Source organism: Limibacillus sp. MBR-115, assembly GCF_040549425.1.
GTDB lineage: Bacteria > Pseudomonadota > Alphaproteobacteria > Kiloniellales > CECT-8803 > Limibacillus > Limibacillus halophilus.
Window position 1 is genome coordinate 727,944 of sequence record NZ_JBEPTJ010000001.1, and the last position, 18,466, is coordinate 746,409.

General features: G+C 60.2%; 16 protein-coding genes. 12 read left to right on the forward strand and 4 right to left on the reverse strand.

Translation table 11 applies throughout. The features are described 5' to 3' along the window. Window positions 1-46: 46 nt before the first annotated feature. Window positions 47-1,051 (reverse strand): cytochrome d ubiquinol oxidase subunit II, encoded by a 1,005-nt coding sequence (gene cydB, locus ABIE63_RS03450; protein ID WP_354502800.1) that lies wholly within the window; start codon window positions 1,049-1,051, stop codon window positions 47-49. A gap of 13 nt (window positions 1,052-1,064) precedes the next feature. Further along, a complete protein-coding gene (locus ABIE63_RS03455; protein WP_354502802.1) occupies window positions 1,065-2,495 on the reverse strand; it encodes a cytochrome ubiquinol oxidase subunit I in 1,431 nt (476 codons plus the stop codon). Window positions 2,496-2,684: 189 nt separating this feature from the next. Between ABIE63_RS03455 and ABIE63_RS03460 the strand changes: the two genes are divergently transcribed. From ABIE63_RS03460 to ABIE63_RS03490, 7 genes are all read left to right on the forward strand, one after another. Beyond that, window positions 2,685-4,106, forward strand: coding sequence for a multicopper oxidase family protein (locus ABIE63_RS03460; protein ID WP_354502804.1), 1,422 nt, complete (start codon window positions 2,685-2,687; stop codon window positions 4,104-4,106). Between the two features lie 43 nt (window positions 4,107-4,149). Beyond that, window positions 4,150-5,970, forward strand: a complete 1,821-nt coding sequence (locus ABIE63_RS03465; RefSeq protein WP_354502806.1) for an ATP-binding cassette domain-containing protein — start codon at window positions 4,150-4,152, stop codon at window positions 5,968-5,970. Between the two features lie 84 nt (window positions 5,971-6,054). Beyond that, window positions 6,055-6,417 (forward strand): TfoX/Sxy family protein, encoded by a 363-nt coding sequence (locus ABIE63_RS03470; protein WP_354502808.1) that lies wholly within the window; start codon window positions 6,055-6,057, stop codon window positions 6,415-6,417. A 111-nt stretch (window positions 6,418-6,528) separates the two neighbouring features. After that, the gene (locus ABIE63_RS03475) at window positions 6,529-7,407 is read left to right on the forward strand and encodes a TIGR01459 family HAD-type hydrolase (protein WP_354502810.1); all 879 of its coding nucleotides are present in this window, start codon (window positions 6,529-6,531) and stop codon (window positions 7,405-7,407) included. A 207-nt stretch (window positions 7,408-7,614) separates the two neighbouring features. Further along, entirely contained in the window at window positions 7,615-9,519 is a 1,905-nt protein-coding gene (locus tag ABIE63_RS03480; RefSeq protein ID WP_354502812.1) for a hypothetical protein, read from the forward strand. Window positions 9,520-9,573: 54 nt separating this feature from the next. Then, a complete protein-coding gene (locus ABIE63_RS03485; protein ID WP_354502814.1) occupies window positions 9,574-10,557 on the forward strand; it encodes a hypothetical protein in 984 nt (327 codons plus the stop codon). A 93-nt stretch (window positions 10,558-10,650) separates the two neighbouring features. Further along, entirely contained in the window at window positions 10,651-11,310 is a 660-nt protein-coding gene (locus ABIE63_RS03490) for a hypothetical protein (protein ID WP_354502816.1), read from the forward strand. On the opposite strand, the gene ABIE63_RS03495 is transcribed toward ABIE63_RS03490, so the two are convergent. Continuing rightward, a complete protein-coding gene (locus ABIE63_RS03495; RefSeq protein ID WP_354502818.1) occupies window positions 11,284-13,041 on the reverse strand; it encodes a cobalamin-dependent protein in 1,758 nt (585 codons plus the stop codon). The two genes, ABIE63_RS03490 and ABIE63_RS03495, sit on opposite strands and share 27 nt — an antisense overlap. An 8-nt stretch (window positions 13,042-13,049) precedes the next feature. Next, the gene (locus ABIE63_RS03500) at window positions 13,050-13,850 is read right to left on the reverse strand and encodes a phytanoyl-CoA dioxygenase family protein (protein ID WP_183417608.1); all 801 of its coding nucleotides are present in this window, start codon (window positions 13,848-13,850) and stop codon (window positions 13,050-13,052) included. Window positions 13,851-14,040: 190 nt separating this feature from the next. Here ABIE63_RS03500 and ABIE63_RS03505 point away from each other — a divergent pair, with 190 nt between their 5' ends. The 5 genes from ABIE63_RS03505 to ABIE63_RS03525 all read left to right on the forward strand — a co-directional run bounded on the left by ABIE63_RS03505 (window position 14,041) and on the right by ABIE63_RS03525 (window position 18,466). After that, window positions 14,041-14,397: a hypothetical protein gene (locus ABIE63_RS03505; protein ID WP_354502820.1), complete on the forward strand. Its 357-nt coding sequence runs from the start codon at window positions 14,041-14,043 to the stop codon at window positions 14,395-14,397. Between the two features lie 133 nt (window positions 14,398-14,530). Further along, on the forward strand, window positions 14,531-15,919 hold the full coding sequence (locus ABIE63_RS03510) for an aldehyde dehydrogenase family protein (protein ID WP_354502822.1): 1,389 nt from the start codon (window positions 14,531-14,533) through the stop codon (window positions 15,917-15,919). 44 nt (window positions 15,920-15,963) lie between these two features. Continuing rightward, the gene (locus ABIE63_RS03515) at window positions 15,964-17,115 is read left to right on the forward strand and encodes a Xaa-Pro peptidase family protein (protein WP_354502824.1); all 1,152 of its coding nucleotides are present in this window, start codon (window positions 15,964-15,966) and stop codon (window positions 17,113-17,115) included. Window positions 17,116-17,121: 6 nt separating this feature from the next. Beyond that, complete coding sequence (locus ABIE63_RS03520) at window positions 17,122-17,910, forward strand: carbon-nitrogen hydrolase family protein (RefSeq protein WP_354502826.1); 789 nt, start codon at window positions 17,122-17,124, stop codon at window positions 17,908-17,910. A 115-nt stretch (window positions 17,911-18,025) separates the two neighbouring features. Continuing rightward, window positions 18,026-18,466: a MarR family winged helix-turn-helix transcriptional regulator gene (locus tag ABIE63_RS03525; RefSeq protein ID WP_354502828.1), complete on the forward strand. Its 441-nt coding sequence runs from the start codon at window positions 18,026-18,028 to the stop codon at window positions 18,464-18,466.

Genomic DNA, 18,466 nt, shown 5'->3' on the forward strand with positions numbered 1-18,466 from the left:
GCGGCAAACCACAGCAGCTTCTTCACCAAGCTGGATTTGGTGCCACTCAATGGTAACCTTCCGACGGATCGACTTTGCCGCGGAAGACCCAGTAACTGTAGCCGCTGTAGAGCAGAATCAATGGCAAGAGCACGACCGATCCCACCAGCAGGAAACTCAGGCTGTCGTCAGGCGCCGCAGCCTGCCAGATCGTCAGGCTTGGCGGCACCATGTAGGGATAGAAGCTAATCCCTATGCCCGCAAAGCATAGAATGAAAAAGGCAAGCGCCGAGAGGAACGGTAAGGCGTCCTGGCCCTCGCGAAGCCCACGGAAAAGGAAGAATGCGGAAGCCAGGACCAGAGACGGCACGATAACCGTGAAGGCCGTCGTGGGTCCGCTGAACCAGCGATCGAGATAAGTCGGATTCAGGAATGGCGTCCAAAGACTGACCGCCCCGATCAAGCCCAGCGTTCCATACGCCGACCAATAGGCATAGCGCCGCGCTGTAGAACGAACGAAGCCCTCGGTTTTCATGACCAGCCAAGTTGAACCCAAGAGGATGTAACCGACCACAAGCGCTATGCCAGTCAAGATACTGAAGGGTGTCAGCCAATCCCACCAACCCCCTGCATAAGCCCGGCCCTCGATCTCGATTCCCTGCACCAGAGCGCCCAAGGCAACGCCTTGTGCGAACGTTGCCAACAGTGAGCCCCCGAAGAAGGCCGCATCCCACAGCCAACGGCTTTTTGAGGCACGCCAGCGAAACTCGAACGCGACGCCCCGGAAAATCAACCCCGCCAGCATTGCAATGATTGGGGCGTAGAGCGCAGGAAGAACCACGGAGTAGGCCAAGGGAAAAACAGCCAGCAACCCGCCGCCGCCCAGTACCAGCCAAGTTTCATTCCCGTCCCACACCGGCGCCACACTGTTCATCATCAGGTCTCGGCTGCCCTCGCCCTTGATGAAGGGAAACAAAATACCGACGCCTAGATCAAACCCATCCAGGATCACGTAGGCCAGAACGGCAAAAGCAATCAGTCCGGCCCAGATGAATGCGAGATCGACTTCCATCTTGCTTCCTCCCTCACCCTTGGCCCGGGTGACCGTGTGATTTAGAGGCCTGCCACGCCCCTGGCATGATACCTGCCGCCCGTGTCGGTACCTGCATCTCGTCTTCGCTCTCGCGGCTGGGCCCTTTGGCCATGACTTTCAGGACGTAGTAAATGCCGGCTCCGAACACCGTCGTATAAACCACGAAGAACAGCAGCAAGGATCCCAGCAGCGCTGGCGCTTCCAGCGGTGAAACCGACTCAGCCGTACGCAGCAACCCATAAATGGTGAAAGGCTGACGCCCGACTTCCGTCGTGATCCAGCCCGCGAGGATGGCCACGAAACCGGCCGGCCCCATTAGGACGCTCGCCCGCAGCAGCAGCCGCGCATTGGCCAAGCCGCCGCCCCAGCGACGGTGTATCAGGCTCCAGAAGCCAATCAGCACCATCGCGAAGCCCAAGCCGACCATGATCCGGAAGCTCCAGAATATGAGCGCAGCCGGAGGCCGATCCTCCTTGGGCCAGGACTTGAGGCCCTTCAATTCACCGTCCCAGTCATGGGTCAGGATGTAGCTTCCAAGCTTTGGAATCTCGACCGCGTAGCGCGTAACTTCGGCCTCGTCGTCCGGCAGGCCGAACAAGATCAAGGGTGCGCCTTGCCGCGTTTCGTAATGGCCTTCCATCGCCGCGATCTTGGCTGGTTGGTGCTCCAACGTGTTGAGACCATGGAGGTCGCCGGCGACGATCTGCAAGGGCGCCACCAAGGCCGCCATCCACATGGCCATGGAGAACATGATCAGTGCGGGACGATTATCCCTGTCGCGCAGAAGATGCCACGCCCCCACGGCCCCCACGGCAAATGCGGTGGTCAGATAAGCGGCCAGAACCATATGCACCAGCCGATAGGGGAAGGAGGGATTGAACACCACGGCCCACCAATCAACTGGAATGAACTGTCCGACATCGTTCATCCCGTATCCTGCCGGCGTCTGCATCCAACTATTGACCGAGAGAATCCAGAAAGCCGAGAACAAGGTGCCGACTGCAACCATCAGAGTGGCGAAAAAGTGTAATCCGGGCCCGACACGTTCCTTCCCGAAGAGCATCACACCCAGGAACCCCGCTTCCAAGAAAAAGGCGGAAAGAACCTCATACCCCATCAACGGGCCAATAACGGGACCTGCTTTATCAGAGAAGACGCTCCAGTTGGTACCGAACTCGTAGCTCATCACGATCCCAGAGACGACGCCCATTCCAAACACGATCGCGAAGACCTTTTTCCAAAAATCAAACAGGTCCAGATAGACGCTGTCCTTTTTCCACAACCAGAGACCTTCAAGAACCGCCAGGTAGCTTGCCAAACCGATCGTGAACGCCGGGAATATGATGTGAAAGGAAATCGTGAAGGCGAACTGTATCCGTGCCAACATCACGGGATCGAACAAGCTGTCCATCAAGCCGTCCATACTGGGAACCTCCCTCTTGGTTCGTGTAGATTACCAGACATTCGGCGGTTGAGCATCACCTGCCCATCTAATTGCCAACAAGCCGTCTTACCAGTGGCCGCTTTGTCGCAGCCAAGCAGCCAACTATCGATACTCAAACCGAAAACCGCTATATGATGGAACACGCAATCTAGCGATCTGGGAGTGACTATGACTATCACCCGGCGGCAATTTTTACAGACTGCGGCGCTTACCACCGGCGGACTGTTGTTGCCCGGCGTTGCCCGAAGCGACGAAGGCGGTTGGACACGGCTGCGAGCGGCTCCCGCAGCGGCGATGCTGCTGGACGGCAAGCCTGATGACCCAATGACAGCCGTTTGGGCTTATGAAGGGACGGTTCCCGGTCTCCCTTTGCGGTTTCGCCGGGGGGAGCGCGCAAGAATCCGCCTGCAGAACGGACTGGAACAGCCGACGAGCATTCACTGGCACGGCCTGCGTGTCCCCAATGCCATGGACGGCGTCGCAGGATTGACACAGGCCGCGGTCGAGCCCGGCGAAACCTTCGATTATGAGTTTGTCGTGCCGGACAGCGGCACCTATTGGTATCACAGCCACAACCGCTCCTGGGAACAGGTCGCGCGCGGTCTTTACGGCACGTTGGTGGTTGAGGAAGAGAACCCTCCGGCAGTCGATCATGATCTGACCTTGGCAATCGACGATTGGCGCATAGCCGACGACGGGCAAATCCACGAGGATTCATTCGGCTCGATGATGGACTTGTCGCATGCCGGGCGCATGGGCAATTGGCTCACCGTCAACGGGAAATCGCTCGCCAAGTTCAACGTAAGCGCCGGCGACCGCTTACGGCTGCGTCTCCTCAACGCCGCGAATGCGCGCATTTTCGACCTCGACTTATCGCCCGCCGAATCGACCTTGATTGCGCTGGACGGACAGCCCGTCACGCCGCGGCGTTTGGACGGGCCGCTCAAGCTGGCGCCGGGTCAACGCGCCGACCTCATCATCGATCTGACGGGCGAGCCCGGAAGCAGGTTGGTGCTGAACGCCGTGAGCGGTGGAGATCCCGTTGAGGCTGCGGTTTTCGAGTATGACCAAACCGAAGGGCGCGACCGCATCGCGGGCCGTCCCGAAGGTGCGCTCGAGGCGCCGCAACGACCGCCTTTGGATCATGCCAACATGGTCGAACAGGGTCTGCTGATGGAAGGCGGCGCTATGGGCAGAATGGAAAGCGGACGGTTCCAAGGCCAGGAAATGACGCCAAGAGAGTTAATGTCTTTTGGTAAGATTTGGACATTCAACGGGGTTGCAGGCGACATGAGCGACATGCACGACCCGCTGCTGCGTGTCGAGCGAGGCCGGAGCGTTGCAATCGACATGTTCAACGACACGCGCTTTCCCCATGCGATGCATCTTCATGGCCACCACTTCCAAGTGCTGGAAATCGATCGCGAACCAGCGCGTCATCAGGACTGGATGGATACGGTGCTGATGTTCCCGGGCGAGCGTCTCAAGATCGGCTTTGTGGCGGACAACCCGGGCAAGTGGCTGTTCCACTGTCACATGCTCGAACACCACGCTGCCGGAATGGGAACCTGGCTGGAGGTCGGCACTTGACCCCTTGCGGCAGCGGCGTCGGCACTCTACACCTTCGCACGTCATGGCGGTTCCATTACTCACCCTGCAGAATATTCATCTAAGCTTCGGCGGTCCGGCACTGCTGGAGGGCGCCGACTTGACCGTCGGTATGGGTGACCGGCTGTGCCTGGTTGGCCGTAACGGCAGCGGCAAGTCGACGTTGCTGAAGATCGCAGCCGGAATGATCGAAGCGGATCGCGGCGACCGGGTCCTGCAAAAAGGCGTGACACTCCGGTACCTGCCTCAAGAGCCGGAGTTATCAGGCTTCAAGACGACCCTGGCCTACGTGGAAGACGGACTCGACGAGGTCGCCGACCCTTACCGGGCGCGCTACTTGCTGGAACACCTTGGGCTCACCGGAGACGAAGACCCCGCGACGCTTTCCGGCGGGGAAGCACGCCGTGCGGCCCTTGCAAAGGTGCTGGCGCCGGCTCCCGATATTCTGCTGCTCGACGAGCCGACTAATCATCTGGATTTGCCAACCATCGAGTGGTTGGAAAGCGAGCTGCAGAGCAGCAGCTCGGCGCTCGTGCTGATCAGCCACGACCGACGTTTCCTCGAAGCGTTGTCGCGCAGCACTGTTTGGATAGACAGAGGCCAAGCGCGGTTGCTGAATAAGGGTTTTGGCGACTTTGAGTCCTGGCGCGACGACGTGCTTGAGCAAGAAGCGGCGGAGCGGCACAAGCTGGATCGAAAGCTGGTCGCCGAGGCCGATTGGCTGCGTTACGGCGTGACCGCAAGACGTAAGCGCAACCAAGGCCGCCTGCGCGCCCTGCAAGATCTGCGGCGGCAACGCAAGGAGCAGCGCAAGGCACCCGGCAAAATGCGGGTTACCCTGGAGAAGGCGGGTGGATCCAGCAAGCTGGTGATCGAAGCGGAAGGCCTGTCGAAGGCCTATAGTAAGCGCCCTCTTATCGAAAACTTCTCAACACGGATTCTGCGCGGCGACCGGATCGGAATCGTCGGGCCGAACGGTGCGGGGAAAACCACACTGCTCCGCCTCTTGACCGGCTCCCTGGTGCCGGACGCCGGCCGCGTGAAACTGGGCGTGACCCTGCAAATGGTGACGCTTGACCAAAAGCGGGAAAGCCTGGACCCGAACTGGACCCTGACCGAGGCGTTGACTGGTGGTCGCGGCGATAGCGTGTGGGTCGGCGGCCAATCACGGCATGTCATGAGCTACATGAAAGATTTTCTCTTTTCGCCGGAGCAGGCACGCACCCCTATATCGCGTCTGTCGGGCGGCGAACGCGGACGGTTGATGCTCGCCCGCGCCTTCGCTCAGCCGGCCAATCTTCTGGTGCTTGACGAGCCGACCAACGACTTGGATTTGGAAACGTTGGATCTACTGCAAGAGCTTCTGGCCGACTACGAGGGTACGGTTATCCTGGTCAGTCATGATCGCGACTTCCTGGACCGTGTCGCCACCTCCGTCATAGCTGCCGAAGGCAAAGGGTTATGGACCGAGTACGCCGGTGGCTATTCGGATATGCTGAACCAGCGCGGTACAGCGCTTCCGGGACGCCTAGGTTTGGTGGCAACAGCGACCAAACCCGCAAAGGAAGCGCCGGAAGCGACACCCAAAGCGCGCCTGACCGCAAAGCGGAAATTATCCTTCAAGGAAAAGCACGCGCTTGAAACCCTGCCCGGCAACATTGAAAACCTGCTGGCTGAAAGTGCGGCACTCGAGAAAAAACTTGCCGATCCTCAGCTGTTTCAGCGCGACCCGGAAGCTTTCGAGAAAATCGCAAAAGCACTGGAAGCAAAACGCGGCGCTCTCGAGCAGGCCGAGGAACGCTGGCTGGAGCTTGAAATTCTGCGGCAGGAAATCGAAGAGTCCTGAGGTCGGTCCTGCTTTGCAGGTAGATTGCCGATCGCAGGGGCGCCATTCAGGCTTTCATATTCCGGCACCCACACTATGCTGCCAATGATGAACGATACGCGCCGTAAAGAACCGCCATACATTGCCAGCTATCAGGCCATGCTGATGCCATTGGGTCCCGTGGCGCCGCGGCGGATGTTCGGCGGTTGGGGCATTTTTCTCGACGGTATCATGTTCGCTCTGGTTGCGGACGGCGACCTCTATCTGAAAGCCGACGCTGAAAACGAAGCAACCTTCCGACAGGCAAAGGCCAAGCAATTCACCTATAACGCCAAAGGCAAGGCCGTCGCCATGTCCTATTGGCGTCCGCCAGCGACGGTCATGAAGGATTTTGACCGTTTCACGGCCTGGGCCGAAAGCGCCTTGGCCGCAGCCCGGCGCTCCAAGAAATCCAGGAGCCGTTCCTAGCAAAAAATCCGGCAACCAAGGTGCTTTTGGCAACTGCGCACTTGAGGCCTAGGCGCTTCCGGGCTAATTCCTCTCCACCTTGCCTCGCCATCCGAGTATCGGGATCCCTGTATGAACAGCAACATTCCACTGATGAGCGGCTTTGAGCCCTTGGCCAAGCGTTACAAGGGCCTGATCGTCGATCTGTTCGGTGTGCTGCACAATGGTGTTGCGGCGCTTCCAGGAGCCGTCGAGGCGGCGCGGCGCTACCGCGCTGGTGGCGGGAAACTCTTGATCCTCTCCAACGCCCCGCGCCGCAATTGCGCCGTGCGGGAAAGCTGCGCGGCCATGGGCATTGATGGCAGTGTGTACGATGAACTCCTGTCTTCGGGCGAGGAAACCTGGCGGCACCTGAAAGAGAGGCCGGATTCCTGGTATGCGAACCTGGGTAATCGCTGCTTTCACATGGGGCCCGATCAGGATCCGGGAATGCGCGCGGGCCTGGACCTCAGTTTCGTCGAAGCGCCTGAGGAAGCGGACTTTGTGTTGCACACCGGCGCGCACATGCCAGAGGATTCCCTAGAGCGGTTCGCCGCGGTCACCCAGCGATGCGCCGCATTAAATTTGCCGATGATCTGCGCCAACCCGGACCTGGAGGTCCTGCGCGGTTCAACGCGGGAAATCTGCGCCGGCGCGGTGGCCGCCTACTACGAAACCTTGGGTGGTGACGTTCGTTACCACGGCAAGCCGCACCCCGACATCTATGAACGCGCGCTGGGCTTGCTCGGCCTTGCACCTGGCGACCCCATTCTTTGCATCGGTGATACGCTGCGCACGGATGTCGCCGGAGCCCAGGTCGCGGGACTCGACTCGCTCTGGATTCTATCGGGCATCCATGCGCAGGCGCTCAACCTGACGCCTGATACGGCGCCCTCCCCCACTGCGCTGTCTGATTTTTGTGCCTCGCAAGGCTTGTATCCGACCTACGCCCAGGACTGGCTGCGCTGGTAACCTACAGAGCCTCTAGCCTTTCCAGCAGCAACACTGTCGACCCGTCCTCTCTGCCCTGATTTCGGGCGGGTGGTTGTTGATGTGACAAGTTAATACACTTTTCTTGTGGTTTTGTTGTCGTCTTTTCTTGTAGTTTGTCGGCCGTAATACCATGCGGGCTGCTGAAACTGCGGCCTTTCCCCGACAAGCGACAAGGATCGTATGACTATGAAAGAGTTTCTGGCCGCCTTCATGGCGGAGGAGGAGACGCGCCGGCAGCGGGCTGAGAAGACCCTGGGCCAGGCGCTGGCGCAGCCCAAGCGGGCGGATGGCACGCGGGGCCGCACGCCCGAGGTCATGCAGGCGCTCGAGCGCGGCGACGCTCTGGGTGCGGAACAGGGTAGCCCTGCCGATCTGTCCCTCAAGATGAACCGCCAGTTGCTGGACAAGGCCCGCGCGCCCCAGGACCGCATCGGCGAAGAGCAGCGCCGGGCGCTGGCCCGTGACGGCTTTGCCTTCGGGCCCCGCGGGGCTTTGCTTTTCGATCCGGCCTCTCCTCAGGGTGAGGGTCAGGAGCGCTCCAGCAACCCGCTTAACCTGACGCCGGGCCGGGGCCTGCGGGAGGGCGGCGCGCAGCCCGGCATCCTCTCGGGCCTGGCCAAGGACGCCGGTGCGCGCTTTACCCCGAACAGCCGCGAACGCCTGGCCCGCAAGACCGCCTTCCGGCAGGGGCTGAGCCAGACCGACGAGGCGGAGTTCGCGGCCACCGGCAAGCTCCTGGACGAAGGCATGACGGCCTTGCGCGGCCGCAGGGCGGCCTCCAACGACGGACTGGAGCGCAAGGGTCTGGCCATCATGGAGGAAGACCTGGGCGAGATGGAAACCGACTTCGCCCGCGAGAAGCAAATCCGTGAAACCTCCGTGCCGTCGCGGTCATCGTCCCCTGACTTTGATGCCACACGCAACGAGGCACCAGCCCAGGCCGATGCGCGAGAACGCGAGAGCAACCTGCAACCTTTCAACGATGCAACCCGCCGTAACCTCGAAGACGTAGAGCGGGCGCAGGCTGATTTGGAGCGCCAACGCCAGCGCCAACGCGCGATCCTGGAACAGTCGGCTGAGGAGCGTGACGACCCTGCGATGCGACCCCAACGTCAACAGGCCGTAGCGAAGGACATTGAGGAGGCTCAACGCAACCTGGGTAAGGCCCGGGTAATGGCTCGGGACGACATTCTGAAACAGTTTGAAACGGGTGATACTTCCGTGAAGGAGGCTCAGGCCCAGGCCAGAACGGCTTTTGGTGCAGAGGATCCGATCCACGAGCAGTTCAACAAGGGGCTTGTGGCCGCCGGTGCGCGGACCCTGGAACAATCGTCCTTCGGCGATCCGGCAAAGGCTGGAGAAGCCGCCGGGCGGCTGGGCGAATTACGCCAGCAGGCCGAAACCAGGGGAGAATTGAATGACGCGGCAAAGGGCTTTTATAACAAGCGAAGTGAGGATGCCTCAGACCTTCCCAAGCTGGCCAAAACGCTGGAGGAGAAGAATGCGGCGCTAGATACTCTGGCCGCACCCATCGCCGCCTTGGAACAGAAGAAGTTTGACGGGACCCTGACTGCGGGCGAACGTCAGGAACTGCGCGAACTGAAAGACCAGCAAAGCGATGCTGCAAAAGAAGCCGCAACAGCGCAGGAGACCCTGACGGAGAAGTCCAAGACCTTGATCCAACTGGAAGTCGGCCACGGCTTGGCGGCCTTGGTGGAGGCCCGCAATGGCCGGGAGGTATTGGATCAGGTCTTCCAGGTCGGCGAGGCGATAAAAGAGGGGAGTTTGATCGGCGGTGTAGCAACCGGGGCGCTAGAGGGTGCGAAGGCCTTTCCCAATGTTCCACGGATGGTGACGAGAGCCGCTGGCGGTTTTGCAAAGGGGGCTGTTTTCGGCGGGCTGACCGATGGGACGGTCGCTGGCCTGCAGCAGATGCTGGCGGATGGCAGCCTGGACGACCTGCCGCGTTTGCTGCGCGAGGACCCACAAAAGGCGATCGACGTCGTGGGTAATCTAGAGGACCTGGAGCTCTTGGGACAGATCCTCAGCGTCTCTCCTGATCTGGTGGAGATCATCATCAATAAGAAGTAAGTTCTTATCTCTTTCCAGTTGCAAAGAAAATAGTATTTTTGTAGGAATGCTAGAATGCACCTGTTCTGGGAGATATTTCGCCCCACCCGCAAGGGAATCTACCGCACGCTCTTCATCATGTTCCTTGTGACCATCGATGACATCCCCTTTTTCTGGAGGCACTTCACCGACGATGGTTACGGCAGCTACCTGCCGCCCGATGAGATCGACCCGGCCCCGGCCCCGGTTGCACCCTGGCCCGCGATACTGGGACCTGAGGTTTTGGGACCTGAGGGTTCTGGGGCAGAGACCTCTAGCGGGTCAGGCAGGGTGCAGACACTGCCCCGCCTGACCCGCGCCGATCTCAAGCGCTTCTTCTTTCAAGAGGGAACAGAAGACGACATTCCCCTCACCGACCCGGAGCGGTTTGGCCTCGTCACTCGGCGCTTCGATGGGCGACCGGTAGGGATTTGGGGAGCCGGTAGTGGTGAATTTGGCAACACCTATGTGCTGGACTTCTACAGCCATATCCGCGAAGCGGTACCTGCACTGCCCGAAGCTTATCTGGCAATCGGTGACGATACGCCGCCTGGGGACCCCGAAACCAATGCGGAGATCAGCGTCTATTCCGCCTTGAAGGAGTGGAAGCCAAAACATCGCGGCGGCGCCTGGAATCCGTTCCTGTCGGGCAAGATCGGCGAGCGCATGGTTGCGCAGGGCTGCAGCGCCCATCCAGCGTTCCATGCCACGGAGAATGCCTGGACTGGAGAGGGTGAAATGCCGCCCGCCGAAAAATACCGGGTGCATCAGGGCCGCATAGGCATCTTTCATCGCCTGGGGGAGCCGACGGTGGAACACTGCCTCTTTCGCGCGCTGATGGTGACGCTGGGGCTGCACCCGACCGAGGCATTCTTCTTTAAGGAGGGCCCCGTAACCCCGGAGGAACAGGCCAAGGCCCTAGCCGCCCTCAAGCTGCTTTACCACCCGGCCATCACTCCCGGCCTCGACGAATGGCACTTCGTCCAAACACTCCTCAACAGAAACATGATCGATCCTTGAACCGACGCCTCTGGCAGCAGGCGGCATCGCGGTGCATAGTAACCGGTGGACAGAAAGGCGCCCGCATGGCGCAACCAAACCGGGGGGCATTCCATGAGAAGCCTTGCCGTCATGACGCTCCTGTTTTGCGGCCTCCTCTCGTCGGGTAGGGGTGCAGCAGGCGAAAGCTTTCGCGCCGCCGGCTTCACCTTCAGCGACGAACGCGGCGGCTTCAATTTGCTGTCCGTGTCGGGAAGCGGACACAAGCTGGATCCCCTGGTGATTGTCGAGGAGATAACCGACTTTGGACCGGTACTCCTGGTGATTCGCGCAGACAGTGACACGCTGGATTTGCACAGGGGCAAATCCGGTATGACTTCAACTTTGAACCTGTCAGTGATCAAGGTCGTCATCAACCGGACGGAGCGCGCATGGTCGGCATTCGATATGGAACTGCGTGAGGAGGAGAACACACCCAGCCCCTATGGCGACGGTCTCTCATTTGGGCAAATGGCAGGTTCGGAGCGCAAGCTTGAATCCGACAGCTTCAATATCTGGCACCAACTCGACGAACCGCTTGACCGGATCAGCTTTATCGACGGCGGTGTCGATTCCGGCGCGGCCGCTCAATTCACCTTCCAGATCACCGACCCAACCTTGCAGCCTGTCTTTTTTCTTCTCCAGGAACCACGCTGGCTGATTTCCGGCTCGCCAACAAGGTTGGCAGCAGGCGGTCCCAATCCGCTATCAGAGTCCCTTGGCCAACGTCCGTAGCATGTCCTCCACCCGTCGGCAGGGGACGGCGCCCAGGGTCCGGAGCTGGCCGCTCACATCCTGCGGCAAGGCCGAATTGCTATCCTTGGGAATCTGATTCAGCTTGCCGCCGATAAAGATGGGAATCGAGAGCCCGGCGGCCTCAAATGCCGCCTTCACGCTGCGCAGATAATCAAGCGCCACACCATTGTAGGTGCTGATGGCCAACGCACTCGCGCCTTCCTTCGCCGCAAGCGCGGCCAGTGCCTCCGGCTCGGCATGCACACCGGCGTCCAAGGTCCGAATTCCGCTGCGCCGGAGCGTCTCAGCCAACAGCATCTTGCCGTACTCATGCACATCGCTGGAGGCGATGCAGACACACAGATTCGCCGCTGAAAGCGCGTCCCGCTCGGTATCGCTGAGACAGGCCGTCACGGCCTCCGCCTGATCGCGCAACTCACGCACCGGGGAAGCCTCGATCACCGGCCGCCTGCCGCGCAACACCGCCGGATCCGCCTCACCCGGGCCGTAAAGTTCCTCCAAGCGACGCGCACCAATCCGGCGGAGTGCCAACAACAGGTGCAAAGGATCGTCGATGGCAACACCGGCGGTTTGAAGCCCGTCGAGAACACGCTGCTTGAATCGACCGCCCGCCTCCAGCAGTAAAGCCGTTTGCGCCTCGGCGGCGGCAATATCGAATAGATCGGCGAGGGCGGCAGCGCGCGGCGCCAATCCGACGGCATGAAGTTGCGCGTCGATCACCTCGCCGATGTCGGGAATGCGATCGGCTTCGGTTACGGGTATGGGCGTCACCGCGTGCCCGCTGGGCAGCAAGACCTGAGCCACCATATCAATCGTCAGGTAACTGCCCAGCTTCGCCTGATTGATCGCAGCGGGTACGGCCTCGCGGTAAAGCGTCGTGTTGCCGTAGACCATCGTGCCGGGAATGTCGCGATCCCACGCCAGCGCCCTTTGAAAGGCCAGACGCGCCAGGGGATCGGAAAAAGTATGGCCGTAACAGTGACCGATAACACCGCCGATCAGGTCCTCGACAATGTAGCGTTCCAGCAGTACCGCCCCGAAGGCGCAGGCCAGGTCCGTGAAGAGCGCGGCAAAGCCGTCGTCCAGATTGGAATGAATCAGGATTGGGACAGGTTGAGCGGCGCAGAGCGCCAAAGCTTCGACGGTCGCCTGGGTGGTCGCTACATCCTCAGCCCAACCTGGCATGCGGAAGGTAAAATACTGACCCAAGTTACCGATAGCCGTCGCCCCGGCCTGCAACGCGAACGTGGTGTTCTCCAGCGCAGCGGGAAGCCCAATCACGAAATCACCGAAGTGGGGTGCAACGGGACCAGCCGCCGTCAAGGCGCGAAAGGCTTCGGCACCCTCCAGTATCAGCCCTGTGCCCTTGCCGCGATGCGCGCGCTCGGCAAGCGGGTAACCCATCGACCAATCGAGACAAATGCCATACCGATCAACCCGTCCTCCTTCGGCTTCGACCGCACGCGCAATCGCGGTCCAAGCCTCTCGGCTCAATGCCGGGTCACGGAAGCCGATCTGCGCATGTTGCATGATGCGCCCCTCGGCAATTGCCTGGCGCTTGTAGGTTATCTCGCAATCGACGCCGTAGTGATCGAGGAAGGCACTGGCGCCCACTTGAACTTCCCGGCTGCGCTTTCGGCCTGACTCCAGCGCTACCTTGCCGGAGGGTAAGCCGTCGCCGAACAGAGGGTTGGTGACTGGATCAAGCACCGGACAGCTCAATGCCCAAGCGTGAAGTCGTTGCGGCCCGTGCGGTCCTCGCCGCGCACCAGAAAGAGAGCGCGCTTGGAGTAGCCGTGCGCCGATCCCGCCTGCTCGGTCGACTGGCCCCCGGCGTGATTGTAATAGGAACTGCCCGGCATGAAACGTAGGACCAGGCCCATGCGACGACGATCGGAGGTGTTCGCATTGGAGCCGTGCACCAGATAGACATCGTGCAGGGAAACCTGCCCCGGCTCCAAGACGATGTCGCGGGCAGAAGCTAGGTCCACCTGATCCTCGTCAATGACCTGCGCCAGTGTGTAGTCCGGTCGTTCTTCCCAGTGATGCTTGAAGACCTTCCGTTCCCGATGCGATCCGGGAATGAAGCGCATACAGCCGTTTTCCGGATAAGACCCGTCCAAGGATATCCAAACCGTGCAGGTCTCCAGCGGCTCGATGGGGTAGTAGTCGCCGTCTTGATGCCAGGGCGTGGCTTTACCCTGCCCCGCCGGTTTACCAAAGATCGTAACGCCCCAAAGGATGATATCCGGGCCCATGACCTGTTCGACCATGTCCAGTATCTCCGGCCGCGTGGCGATGCGCAGCCACTCGGGGTCGCCTTTGACGCCGTACCCACCGGACTGCAAGTGAGGACCCAGAATAAAATCGGGCGAAAATTTCGGATCATCCTTATGGGATTCCAAGAGGCGGTCGTAGGCCCCGCCGATGCGCAAAAGAGCTTCTTCGGATAACCGGAAGTTCGGAATTACGAGTCCATCCCTGTTGTAAGTCTCCATCTCAGAATCACTCAGAGCCATTGCCACCGATACTCCCTGCAATTGCGCTTTCCCACACTATCTGACCCCGAGGATAACCCGCCAACCTGGCACCATGAAGGATCTAAATCTGACGGCTGGCATGTCCTCACTGCACGACAAATCATTACATTGGCGAAACATTTGAAACGTTACTCTATTTTCCGATCCACTCTGGTAGCTGGAAAAGCGAATGGATGAACGTTTTACCAAAGAGCAAATCACCCGCTTGATATCCTCAATCCGGAAAGGGCGCCCTCTGCCGCCGGAAGAGCGGGCGGAATTTGCGCGAACCACGAAGGTCTTCTTCGACAAATGCGCTGCCTTCAAGCACACGGCACGGGTGCTGGCGAAGCGCTGCACCAAGGAAATGCGGCACCATAACGAAGACCTCGATGCGCAATGGCTCGATGATGTTACCGAAGAGATTGAGTGGTGGTGGCACTTCCTGACCGTTTTCGACCCGGAGGTCGTGCAGAACTGGCGCGCTATCGCCACCAAGCCTTTTCAGTTCGAAGCCTTCCTGCTGGACGATGAGGAGACGGCCTAATTAACCGCAGCGCGCCACCGCAGCCTACCTTGCCGCCAGCCCGCAATCCGGCATAGGCTGCGGAGAAGTGCGCGGACCTTCTTCCACGTCCAGCGCCCGGGATTACAGCATCAACAGCGGGAATCATAAGACAATGAGCAAGACCCTGAAATGCATCTCGCCGATCGACGGTTCGGTTTTTGCGGAGCGTCCCGTCGCCTCACCGGCAGAGGCCGCCGCGTCCGTTGCCCGCGCGCGCGCCGCCCAGAAAGCTTGGGCCGGACGGCCGCTTGAGGAACGTATCGCCTTGGTGCAGGCAGGGGTTCGCCAATTGAACAGCATGTCCGACGAGGTCGTCCCGGAACTGGCCCATATGATGGGGCGTCCGGTGCGTTATGGCGGTGAGTTCGGTGGCGTGAACGAGCGAGCCGACTACATGGCGAAGATCGCGGCCCGCGCGCTGGCGCCCATGGTCGTCGAGGAATCCGAGACCTTCGAACGGAGGATTGAGCGGGAGCCGCAAGGGGTCGTATTGGTCATCGCGCCTTGGAATTATCCCTACCTAACCGCCATCAATACTATTGTCCCCGCACTGATCGCTGGAAACGCCGTCGTCTTGAAGCATGCGACCCAGACGTTGCTGGTGGGAGAGCGGATCGTCTGTGCCTTTGCCGAATCCGGGTTCCCGGACGACCTCTTCATCAACCTTTTCCTTGACCACGAAGGAACCGAAGCACTGATTGCCGCGGGGAGCTTCAATTTTATCAACTTCACCGGCTCCGTCGGCGGCGGCCGCGCGATCGAGCGCGCTGCTGCGGGTACTTTCACCGGTCTGGGGTTGGAACTTGGCGGCAAGGATCCAGGCTATGTCATGGAAGACGCAAACCTCGACTGGGCCGTCGACGTCTTGATGGATGGCGCGCTCTACAATGCAGGGCAGTGCTGCTGTGGTATCGAACGCATCTACGTAACCGATACACTTTATGATGCCTTCGTCGAAAAGGCCGCGGCCTGGGCCAGGAAGTTGAAACTCGGCAATCCCCTGGTGCAGGAAACCACCCTGGGGCCGATGGCCAACGCGCGCTTCGCATCCGAGGTTCGCGCGCAGACGGCGGAGGCCATAGCGGCCGGAGCAACGCCATTGGTCGACCCGACGCTTTTTCCGGAGGACGATGGCGGCACCTATCTGATGCCTCAAGTCCTGGTCAACGTCACCCATGACATGCGCGTGATGCGTGACGAGAGCTTCGGCCCGGTTGTTGGGATCATGAGGGTCAAAGACGATGAGGAAGCCATAGCCCTGATGAACGACTGTGAGTTCGGTCTTACGGCGTCGCTCTGGACCAGTGACCCGGTTCGCGCCGCGCGCATCGGGGCAAGGATCGAAACCGGCACCGTGATGATGAACCGGGCAGACTATCTGGACCCTGCGCTCTGCTGGACAGGTTGCAAAAACACCGGCCGTGGCGGGGCCTTGTCGGAGATTGGCTACCACAACCTAACCCGGCCTAAATCCTATCACCTGCGGAAACGCAGCGCGTAATGTGACTGCGATCCCGCCCCCGCGCGAAACAGGAGGGATAGCGGATGCTTGACCACGCGAAACGCCGGACGGTTGAACTGCAAAGCCGCATGAAGGAAGCAGGTATCAATCTCGCCCTTTTCACCGATGAAAGCTCCATAGCCTATCTGGCGGGGTTCTGGGGGTACTTGGGTATCGAGTTTGGCCGTCCGACTTTCCTGATCCTGCGTCCCGAAGGCGAACCCACGGTGATCACGCCACTGATGGAAAGCGAAATGGTCTCGGCCATGACTTGGGTGAGCGACATCCGGCCATGGGAGGATTTTGGCCAAAACAACTGGACCCGGGTGCTCAACGAGACCCTTGGTAGCGCACCGGAGAAAATCTGGGTCGAGAGCATGAGCCTGCCAGCAGTCGCGCGCGCCTTCCTTGACGAACGTTATCCCAGTGTGCCCTTGCACGATATCTCTCAGATTCTGGGCGCACAGCGCATGATCAAGGCACCGGAGGAAATCGACGTCATGCGACAGGCGGGCCGTATCGCCGGAGACATGATGCGTGCGGCGGAAGGGTCCCTGAAGGAAGGCTTGCCCGAGTATGAGTCCGCGCTGGCGGTCATCAACGCCGGGACACGCGCAGCCGCAGGGTTTTTGACTGCCAAGGGCTGGGAGGCCTTTGTGTCGCCGATGATCCACAATCTGCAGATACTGCAGAGCGGTAGCGATACCTCTATGGTTCATCGTCGCGCCAGCGTAAAGACCTACCGCCGCGGCGACCCGGTCTACTTCTGTTTTTGCAACATGGCCCAGTTCAAACAATACAAGCTGGGCTTCGACCGCATGTTCCACATTGGCGAGGTGGGCGATGAGGCCGCACGGGTCCAACAGGCCGCAATCGATGCACAGCAGGCCGCCATCGCCGCAATCCGCCCCGGCGTCCTTGCCGAGGAGATCGCTTTCGCAGCCAACGAGGTCTACCGGGAGCGGGGCTATAAAACCGGTTACCGCACAGGGCGATCGATCGGGGTGGCTTATCTGGAAGCCCCGGAGTTGAAGGAAGGCGACAAGACAATCCTTCAACCGGGCATGACCTTCGCCGTCGATGGCGGCATTTCCGTCGATGGTTCCTGCGGGGGCCGCATTGGCGATTCCGTGGTCGTGACGGAAACGGGCTGCGATTACCTGACCGACTACCCTCGCCGCCTATTGGTTGTCTGAGGCCCAATGATCATGCACAACCTTCGGATCGCAGTATTACAACCCGATGCGGCTTACGATGCGCCGGCCCGAAAGTTGGAACGACTCGAATCGGCAATCGAGCAGGCTGCTCAAACGGAAACGCAACTCCTGCTTTGTCCGGAACTCTATTTGTGCGGCTATAATGCGGGCGCGGCGATACGCGACCGCGCGGAGCCCAGCGACGGTCCCTTTTTTCGAGGCGTCCAAGAGCTAACCCGGCGCTGGGGCGTCGCGGTCGCCTACGGGTATCCCGAAGCCGCCGGAGATAGGCTCTACAATGCAGTCGCCTTGGTCGATGCCGAGGGCAATCTGCTTGCCAATCACCGCAAGCTTGCCCTCCCGAGCGCTTATGAAAAGCTCTATTTCGACAGCCACCACGGCTTGACGCTTTGCACTTTCGCGGGTTGGCGTGTGGCTATGTTGATCTGTTACGACGTTGAGTTTCCCGAAACCGCGCGCGCCGCAGCGCTGGCCGGCGCAGAGCTTATCCTGGCGCCCACCGCACTTGCAGAGGAATGGTCGGTGGTCGCCGAGAAAGTCATACCGGCCCGCGCCTTCGAGAACGGCATCTATCTGGCCTATGCCAATTTCGCAGGCATAGAGAAAGAACTTCGCTACTTTGGAGGCAGCCGGATTGTCGGGCCCGACGGGTTGGAGCTCGCAACCGCGAAACATAGCCCTGCTCTCATTTTCGCCGACTTGGAAAGGGATGCCGTCGAAAGGGCCCGCAAGCGTCTGGCATATCTTACCGATCAGGCAAACCTTCAACTCTAGAACGCTGCCAATCCGTTGGACGCATAGCTCCCAAAGTGGGAAGCAGCAACGTGGCGGTTCCTTGACAATTCAGATAACATGTGTAGATACATTATTTATAAAAGAGGATGAGCGAATGACCAAGAAAGAAGTGACCGTGGCGGTGGTCGAGCAGGAATGCGCCGTGTTTCGGACCCGTATGGCCGCCCGCAAGGTGACCCGCACCTACGATGAAGCCCTACGGCCTCTGGGCCTTAAGGTCACGCAGTTCACGCTGTTGGTCGCGATCAAACACGGTATCCCTGATTCGATATCCGAACTCGCCGAATCGCTTGCCATGGAACGCACGACGCTGACACGCAATCTGCAACTGCTGGAGAAGCAGGGGCTGGCGACCATTGGGCCTGAAGGCTATCGCCGGGCCCGTAGCATGCAATTGACACCGTTGGGTGAGGAGAAACTGGCCGCCGCCCTGCCTGTTTGGCGACAAGCCCAGGATCAACTTGTACGCAAATTGGGCAAGGGCCGCTGGATCGAGGCAAAGGCGCTGTTGTCGGAGATTATCTCGACTGCATAA

What these genes read in the sequence shown, in the direction of transcription:
- cydB (WP_354502800.1), bottom strand. Translation starts at nt 1,051, where the DNA reads ATGGAAGTCGATCTCGCATTCATCTGGGCCGGACTGATTGCTTTTGCC.
- ABIE63_RS03505 (WP_354502820.1), top strand. Translation starts at nt 14,041, where the DNA reads ATGGATGAACGTTTTACCAAAGAGCAAATCACCCGCTTGATATCCTCA.
- ABIE63_RS03520 (WP_354502826.1), top strand. Translation starts at nt 17,122, where the DNA reads ATGATCATGCACAACCTTCGGATCGCAGTATTACAACCCGATGCGGCT.
- ABIE63_RS03470 (WP_354502808.1), top strand. Translation starts at nt 6,055, where the DNA reads ATGATGAACGATACGCGCCGTAAAGAACCGCCATACATTGCCAGCTAT.
- ABIE63_RS03465 (WP_354502806.1), top strand. Translation starts at nt 4,150, where the DNA reads ATGGCGGTTCCATTACTCACCCTGCAGAATATTCATCTAAGCTTCGGC.
- ABIE63_RS03515 (WP_354502824.1), top strand. Translation starts at nt 15,964, where the DNA reads ATGCTTGACCACGCGAAACGCCGGACGGTTGAACTGCAAAGCCGCATG.
- ABIE63_RS03525 (WP_354502828.1), top strand. Translation starts at nt 18,026, where the DNA reads ATGACCAAGAAAGAAGTGACCGTGGCGGTGGTCGAGCAGGAATGCGCC.
- ABIE63_RS03455 (WP_354502802.1), bottom strand. Translation starts at nt 2,495, where the DNA reads ATGGACGGCTTGATGGACAGCTTGTTCGATCCCGTGATGTTGGCACGG.
- ABIE63_RS03510 (WP_354502822.1), top strand. Translation starts at nt 14,531, where the DNA reads ATGAGCAAGACCCTGAAATGCATCTCGCCGATCGACGGTTCGGTTTTT.
- ABIE63_RS03490 (WP_354502816.1), top strand. Translation starts at nt 10,651, where the DNA reads ATGAGAAGCCTTGCCGTCATGACGCTCCTGTTTTGCGGCCTCCTCTCG.
- ABIE63_RS03460 (WP_354502804.1), top strand. Translation starts at nt 2,685, where the DNA reads ATGACTATCACCCGGCGGCAATTTTTACAGACTGCGGCGCTTACCACC.
- ABIE63_RS03485 (WP_354502814.1), top strand. Translation starts at nt 9,574, where the DNA reads ATGCACCTGTTCTGGGAGATATTTCGCCCCACCCGCAAGGGAATCTAC.
- ABIE63_RS03500 (WP_183417608.1), bottom strand. Translation starts at nt 13,850, where the DNA reads ATGGCTCTGAGTGATTCTGAGATGGAGACTTACAACAGGGATGGACTC.
- ABIE63_RS03475 (WP_354502810.1), top strand. Translation starts at nt 6,529, where the DNA reads ATGAACAGCAACATTCCACTGATGAGCGGCTTTGAGCCCTTGGCCAAG.
- ABIE63_RS03480 (WP_354502812.1), top strand. Translation starts at nt 7,615, where the DNA reads ATGAAAGAGTTTCTGGCCGCCTTCATGGCGGAGGAGGAGACGCGCCGG.